Raw genomic sequence first — 6,363 nt, 5'->3', positions numbered from 1 at the left:
GTGCCGTGTTCGAACCTGAATTTCGCAAGGGGGGTTAAGTCGTAACAAGGTAGCCGTAGGGGAATCTGCGGCTGGATCACCTCCTAAGCATAAAAACACTATCACCCAGATGCCGATAAACCGAACAAATCCTCAACCCATTAATCTCATAAATCATCAAATGCACCCGGTAAGTAGCTTATCGGGGAAGGATGGATAGCCTGCGCGGAACCGCAGGCACATGAAGTCGTGTATAGGTGCTGTATATTGAACGCTAACTGGACCTGGTTAGGTGTAACAGGAGTTATGCTATCAGGTGGATGGCTCGGCTCAAGAGCTGATGAAGGACGTGCCAAGCTGCGATAAGCCCGGGGTAGGTGCATGGATCCAATGAACCCGGGATCTCCGAATGGGACCTCTCCATAGTGATCAGTAATGATCGGGAACGCTCCGAATTGAAACATCTCAGTAGGAGCTGGAAAAGAAATCAAACGAGATGCCGCTAGTAACGGCGAGTGAACACGGCACAGTTCAAACCGAATCCCTTCGGGGAAATGTGGTGTTGTAGGGCTGTTCAAACGTTTGGCGGCGAAACCGAACTTGCCTGGAACGGCAGACCATAGAGTGTGACAGTCACTTAGGTGTAAGCCAATAAACCGGAACATGTCCCTGAGTACCGTGCGTTGGATATCGTGCGGGAATCTGGGGGGCACCAACCTCCAAAACTAAATACTACTTGAGACCGATAGCGAAATAGTAGGGTGACCGAACGCTGAAAAGTACCCCGAGAAGGGAGGTGCAAAGTGCCTGAAACCTGATAGTGATGGAACGATACGGCATGAAAGGATCTTTGACATGAAGGAATCATTCGCGAGGATGTAGTACGAATGTCACTGCCAGTGTCGTATCTTACGTTTTGAAGAACGGGCCAGGGAGTGTATCTTGGTGGCGATGGCTAACCTTTTATCTGGGCAGCCGAAGCGAAAGCAACATGTGCGCAGCCTTCGGGCGAGGCACGACGTATACAAGTGCGTGGAGTCACCGGGGTACGACCCGAAGCCGGGTGATCTAGGCGTGGGCAGGTTGAAGCGTGGCGAAAGCTACGTGGAGGACCGCAAGCGGTTTTGATCTGCAAATCATTCGTGTGACCTGCGTCTCGTAGTGAAATGCTAATCTAACCCGGCATCCGCTGGTTCCTTCCGAAACATGTCGTAGCATGACCTGACTGGAGATCGTCGGTGGAGTAGAGCACTGATTGGCGGTTCCGGGGGAGAAATCCCTCGCCCGCCTGTCAAACTCCAAACCCACTGTCATCTGAGAAAGTCGGAGTCCGGACTACTGGGGTAAGCTTGTAGTCCGTAAGGGAGACAACCCAGCCCGTGGTTAAGGTCCCCAAGTGTCGACTAAGTGTTAACACTAAAGGGCGTCCCAAGCCCAAGACAGCTGGAAGGTTAGCTTAGAAGCAGCTACCCTTCAAAGAGTGCGTAACAGCTCACCAGTCGAGGTTTGGGGCCCCGAAAATTGACGGGGCTCAAGTCGACCACCGATACCACGGAGTACCGCAAGGTAATCTCGTAGGAAGGCGTTGTGTTCGGGCTGAAGCAGGGCTGTAAAGTCCTGTGGACCGTTCACAAACGAAAATCCTGGTAATAGTAGCAGCAAAGCAGGGTGAGAATCCCTGCCGCCGAAGGGGCCAGGTTTCCTCGGCAATGATCGTCAGCCGAGGGTTAGTCGGTCCTAAGACGTACCGTAATTCGAGTACGCCAAAAGGGAAACAGGTTAATATTCCTGTACCATTTAGCACTAAAGTCTGACGTTTTCGGGCAGGCCGAGCGGCGTCGTCGCGCCGTCTAAGCAGCGAAACCTGTGGAGAGCCGTAATGGCGAGAAGCGGGCGAATCTGTAATGGCGTAAGTTGGCTGCACCCAGGAACCCGTGAAAAGGACAGCTAAATGTCCGTACCGAGAACTGACACTGGTGCCCCTAGCTGAAAAGGCTAAGGCGTGTCGGAGTAATTCAGTTAAGGGAATTCGGCAAATTAGCTCCGTAACTTCGGGAGAAGGAGTGCCTGCTGTGTAGACAGCAGGTCGCAGTGACCAGGGGGCTCTAACTGTCTAATATCAACATAGGAGATTGCAAACCCGTAAGGGCTAGTACAATCTCTGAATCCTGCTCAGTGCAGGTACCTGAAACCCCGGTTCAACGGGAAGAAGGGCCTGTAAACAGCGGGGGTAACTATGACCCTCTTAAGGTAGCGTAGTACCTTGTCGCTTAATTGGCGACTTGCATGAATGGATCAATGAGAGCCCTACTGTCCCTAACTGGAGTCCGGTGAAGCTTACATTCTAGTGCACAGTCTAGAGACCTCTAGGGGGAAGTGAAGACCCCGTGGAGCTTTACTGCAGCCTGTCGTTGGGTTGTGGTTCTGGATGTACAGTGTAGGTAGGAGACGTCGAAGCGGGTGCGCCAGCATCCGTGGAGTCGCAATTGGGACACTACCCTTCTGGAACTACGACCCTAACTCTGCGAAGAGGACCCCGATAGGTGGGCAGTTTGCCTGGGGCGGGACGCCCTTGAAAAGATATCAAGGGCGCGCAATGGTTGACTCAAGCGGGTCGGAAACTCGCTGAAGAGTGCAAGAGTATAAGTCAGCCTGACGTTATTCAGCAAAGCAGTGGATGACGAGACGAAAGTCGGTTCTAGCGAACTTTTGAGCCTCCTTGGTGGGGGCCAAAAATGACAGAAAAGTTACCCCGGGGATAATTGAGTCGTTGCCGGCAAGAGTACATATCGACCCGGCAGCTTGCTACCTCGATGTCGGTTCTTTCCATCCTGGCCGTGCAGCAGCGGCCAAGGGTGAGGTTGTTCGCCTATTAAAGGAGATCGTGAGCTGGGTTTAGACCGTCGTGAGACAGGTCGGTTACTATCTACTAGAGGTGCCAGAGGTCTGCGGGTAAGCTGCTTTTAGTACGAGAGGAACCAAGCAGCGGCGCCACTGGTGTACCGGTTGTCTGACAAGGCATCGCCGGGCAGCTACGCGCTAAGGAATAAGAGCTGAATGCATCTAAGCTCGAAATCTGACCTAAAAAGAGACCTCTTTAAGGATTCCGGTAAAAGACCGGTTTGATAGAAACGGGATGTAAGCACCAAGGCAACGAGGTGTTCAGTCCGCGTTCACTAACTATCCGTTCCTTTCACCTAATTCAGGTCCAGGCGAAATTCAATATGCAGCACACCTATACATGACTTCTTCCTATCCCATTTATAAGGTCGAGCTTGGCGGCCATAGCGGCAGGGCAACTCCTGTACCCTTTCCGAACACAGAAGATAAGCCTGCCCACGTTCCTTACTGTACTGAAGTGTGCGAGCCTTCGGGAACTCTGGATCGCTGCCAAACTCACCCTATACTACTTCAAATCTATTCTGAATATTGTTTTTTCTAAATATGTTTTTCTGAAATTGTTTTTTGAATTGTTTTTCTGAAATCGTTTTTCTGATAATTGATTTTTACTAAACTCCCAATTGACCGATAGGCATCCAGACCTACCATAGTTTGTTTCACCCATCAGTCATTCCTCCTCATTTAAAATTCTTCTATATTCTTCTACCAGGGACTTTCCCATTCCCAGAATTTGTGCTATTTCCTCAATTTTCATCTTTTTGCTTAGTTTTTCTACTTTCTTATATGCTTTAATGTACCTGTCACATGCTTCTTCCGTGTGATTTGTCATTCTTACAATATCTGAAGTTTGATTCCCTTCCTATATAACCTGAGGATAATCCTCTTGTGAGTTATTGCTCTTCCAATGTCCTGGATAATCCCTCTTGTTGGCAGTATCTCCCCTGTTCTTTGCATATACTATTTTGCCTGCTTGCTCACAGTACCTGTAGAAACATTGAGCACCTGTAGAAACATTGAGCAGATATGCCATCTCAGAATGCGTAAGTAGTGCTCCCTGTTCATATGCCTCTTTGAAGGGCCTCCTATTTTTGTTTTCATAATCTCCTTAGAATAACCTGCCTTCTTCATCTCCAGATCCTCTTTGGAAATCCGGGTCAAAACAATAGGTGTCAACGGTGTTTTCTTACTGTTTTTACCGTAGTTCGGCTTCCCCAAAGCCTTCACTCCATACCATAGAATTTATCCCACTTCCAGTTTCCCTGGATCACGATAAAATTTCCTCATAACTTCCACGAGATCACTGGCAAAAATTTCCTGTATTTTGTCACCAGGCTATAAACTGGTAATCTTTCTGTATAAGATCAAGGATCGAACCTTTCAGGGAGTTTGTTACCTTTGTTTCGATCGTTGAAGGGACTTTCATGTGTTCCATCTCCCTGAGTCCGTCTTTAGAATTGTTTCCTCGTTTTTTCTGTTGATTTCTTTTTCCAAAAATGCTGTGAAGCTGGTCTAAACGCTCTTGCTATTCCTCAGTAGAATAGGTTTGATCAATTCCTTGTATTCCCTAATTGTTTTTTCTGAGATGCCTGTTATAATCCTGAGGTATTCATCATCAAATCCGTCCTCCGTCAGTATCGGTATTCTTTCAAAGTCCTTCCCATAGCGCATGATGGATTCGCAACTATGTTTTGTCTTTCTTTTGATCTCAGTATATTCATAACCTTTGAGGTAAAGCTCCAGAATTTTTTTTTCTTGTGGCTTATCCCAGGACCTATGTCCTTCCATTTTTCCTCTAGTTGGCACCAGTTCTCCCTTCTTTTCCAGCGATGTTATATGCTGTGAAATTGTCTTTGTGCTCTCTTCAAGAAGGATTGCTATGTCAGCCTGGGTAATTAGGGCACCCTGAGCATATGTTTCACTACTGATGCGTTTGATCCTTTTATCTAACAACTCCTGCTGATCTTTGACCGTACAGTCATCAGAGCCATAGATAGTGATTTTTATGGGAACCAGATTCATTTCATCTACTGGTATGCCAGGAGGAATGTCTTTAGAAACTGCATGAAAGATAATCTGGCCTTCTTTGCGCTGGCTGCTGAAATATAAGGTCAAAATAAGAAAGGAAAAGTTCAGATAATGATCTGCAGATAGCACGAGGAAATGAATAATCGTGCATGAGTTCGTTGTAAAGCTGGGTCTGTAATTGACGATTAAATGTTGAAAGATATTCTTTTGGAATTTATACGAACATGAGGGCCATTAATATTGCTTTGGTGGTAAGAATAGATAAACAATTGGTCAAATGTGGGTATTTAATTGATCACCATTTTCTTCTGATTTTCAGCTGCAATGTCTTTATTTGTCTGTACCTTGCAGATGGAACCATGATTCCTACCATGTCTGGCACGTTAATGATATCGCATCCTGCCTCCTGGACCGCCTTGAAAACCTCTATGAGATATGCAGGGTCGGTTCTGGTGGCATCCATTGCAGAAAACATGCACTTCAGTCCGTGGTCTTTGATGTACTGGACAGCTTCCACAGCCAGTTGAATTACTTCTTCCTGGCTCTTTTTAATGGTATATATCCTCTGTACATCCGAGGTCGGGACGAAGGTGTGCACAAGGCCAACATCACTTTCAAAACAGGCATCGATATCTTTTTTTAGTACACGAGCAAGCCCACATACTATGGTATCAAGCCCTGCATTAGAAATCGATTTTACGGATTCTTTATCTCCTTCTGAAGATATGGGAAATCCGGCTTCTATTATGTCTACCCCGAGTTTGTCGAGTTGATGAGCAATTTCCAGCTTCTGGGTCGAAGTCAGGGATACGCCCGGGGTTTGTTCTCCGTCACGCAGTGTTGTGTCAAAAATAGTTACTTTTTTATTCTGCATGGGTTCGATGTAAAAATCGATCCCTTCTTTCAGTGTGTACATCCATAGTAATCATCAAGTTGAATGTACACTTCTGGTATATAAACATCATGTAGATGTTTAAATATTTAGTTGAACTTTACTTCTTTGAGTTTTCGATCGAACACTATTTATAGTAGATGCTCCATTCTAGGGTTGCTTCTCGGGCGTCACAAGACATCCCGAAGGTGAAAAACGGAATTTGAAAAACGGAACAGGTATCTAAAAACGAATCTAAAAAACGGAATAAGAGATGCCTGAAGGGATTGTTTTTACAAACAATCGCTACTAAAAACGGACGACGGTAAGGATTCAAAAGTCCAACTCTTTTGAAATCTTTTAACCATCCAATTTTCCTCTTTCAAATTTGTTCACCCTTCTTTGAAGGGAAAAGCTTATATACAAGACACGTCTTGTATGTATCCCTCACACAGCTCAAATGTGTGGGTTGAAATTCAAAATCTCTTTCATCTTTTAATGGAGACAGGAGTTATTTTTCTGTCTGACGAGGATTTGTCGGTTCGGTTAATTCTGGGTGATAGATGTTTCAACATCTATCGCGAAAT

The 6,363-nt window shown here is 46.1% G+C and carries 2 protein-coding genes, 3 rRNA genes and 3 pseudogenes; 3 read left to right on the top strand and 5 right to left on the bottom strand.

Annotation, left to right across the window (positions count from 1 at the left end):
* From EO95_RS07765 to rrf, 3 genes are all read left to right on the top strand, one after another.
* Nucleotides 1–85, top strand: a 16S ribosomal RNA gene (locus EO95_RS07765); the annotation flags it as partial.
* A 189-nt stretch (nucleotides 86–274) separates the two neighbouring features.
* Nucleotides 275–3,179: ribosomal RNA gene (locus tag EO95_RS07760) — 23S ribosomal RNA — on the top strand.
* A 74-nt stretch (nucleotides 3,180–3,253) separates the two neighbouring features.
* A 5S ribosomal RNA gene (gene rrf, locus EO95_RS07755) occupies nucleotides 3,254–3,375 on the top strand.
* Nucleotides 3,376–3,385: 10 nt separating this feature from the next.
* On the opposite strand, the gene EO95_RS17550 is transcribed toward rrf, so the two are convergent.
* The 5 genes and pseudogenes from EO95_RS17550 to EO95_RS07740 form a co-directional block, all read right to left on the bottom strand.
* Nucleotides 3,386–3,544 carry a hypothetical protein gene (locus tag EO95_RS17550; RefSeq protein ID WP_156164015.1) on the bottom strand — a complete coding sequence of 53 codons (159 nt, stop codon included), beginning with the start codon at nucleotides 3,542–3,544 and terminating at the stop codon, nucleotides 3,386–3,388.
* A 3-nt stretch (nucleotides 3,545–3,547) separates the two neighbouring features.
* Nucleotides 3,548–3,834, bottom strand: a pseudogene (locus EO95_RS18455) (DUF1670 domain-containing protein).
* A pseudogene (locus EO95_RS07750) lies at nucleotides 3,740–4,104 on the bottom strand (DUF1670 domain-containing protein). Before EO95_RS07750 ends, EO95_RS18455 begins: the two co-directional pseudogenes overlap by 95 nt.
* 285 nt (nucleotides 4,105–4,389) lie before the next feature.
* Complete coding sequence (locus EO95_RS07745) at nucleotides 4,390–4,992, bottom strand: DUF1670 domain-containing protein (RefSeq protein ID WP_048133650.1); 603 nt, start codon at nucleotides 4,990–4,992, stop codon at nucleotides 4,390–4,392.
* A 223-nt stretch (nucleotides 4,993–5,215) separates the two neighbouring features.
* Nucleotides 5,216–5,821: pseudogene (locus tag EO95_RS07740) on the bottom strand (2-isopropylmalate synthase); the annotation flags it as partial.
* Nucleotides 5,822–6,363: the final 542 nt, after the last annotated feature.

This window comes from Methanosarcina sp. 1.H.T.1A.1, assembly GCF_000979295.1.
Classification (GTDB): domain Archaea; phylum Halobacteriota; class Methanosarcinia; order Methanosarcinales; family Methanosarcinaceae; genus Methanosarcina.
The sequence above is the reverse complement of the archived record's forward strand: the minus strand, read 5'-3'. Positions and strand labels throughout refer to the sequence as shown.

What these genes read in the sequence shown, in the direction of transcription:
- EO95_RS17550 (WP_156164015.1), bottom strand. Translation starts at nt 3,544, where the DNA reads ATGGGTGAAACAAACTATGGTAGGTCTGGATGCCTATCGGTCAATTGG.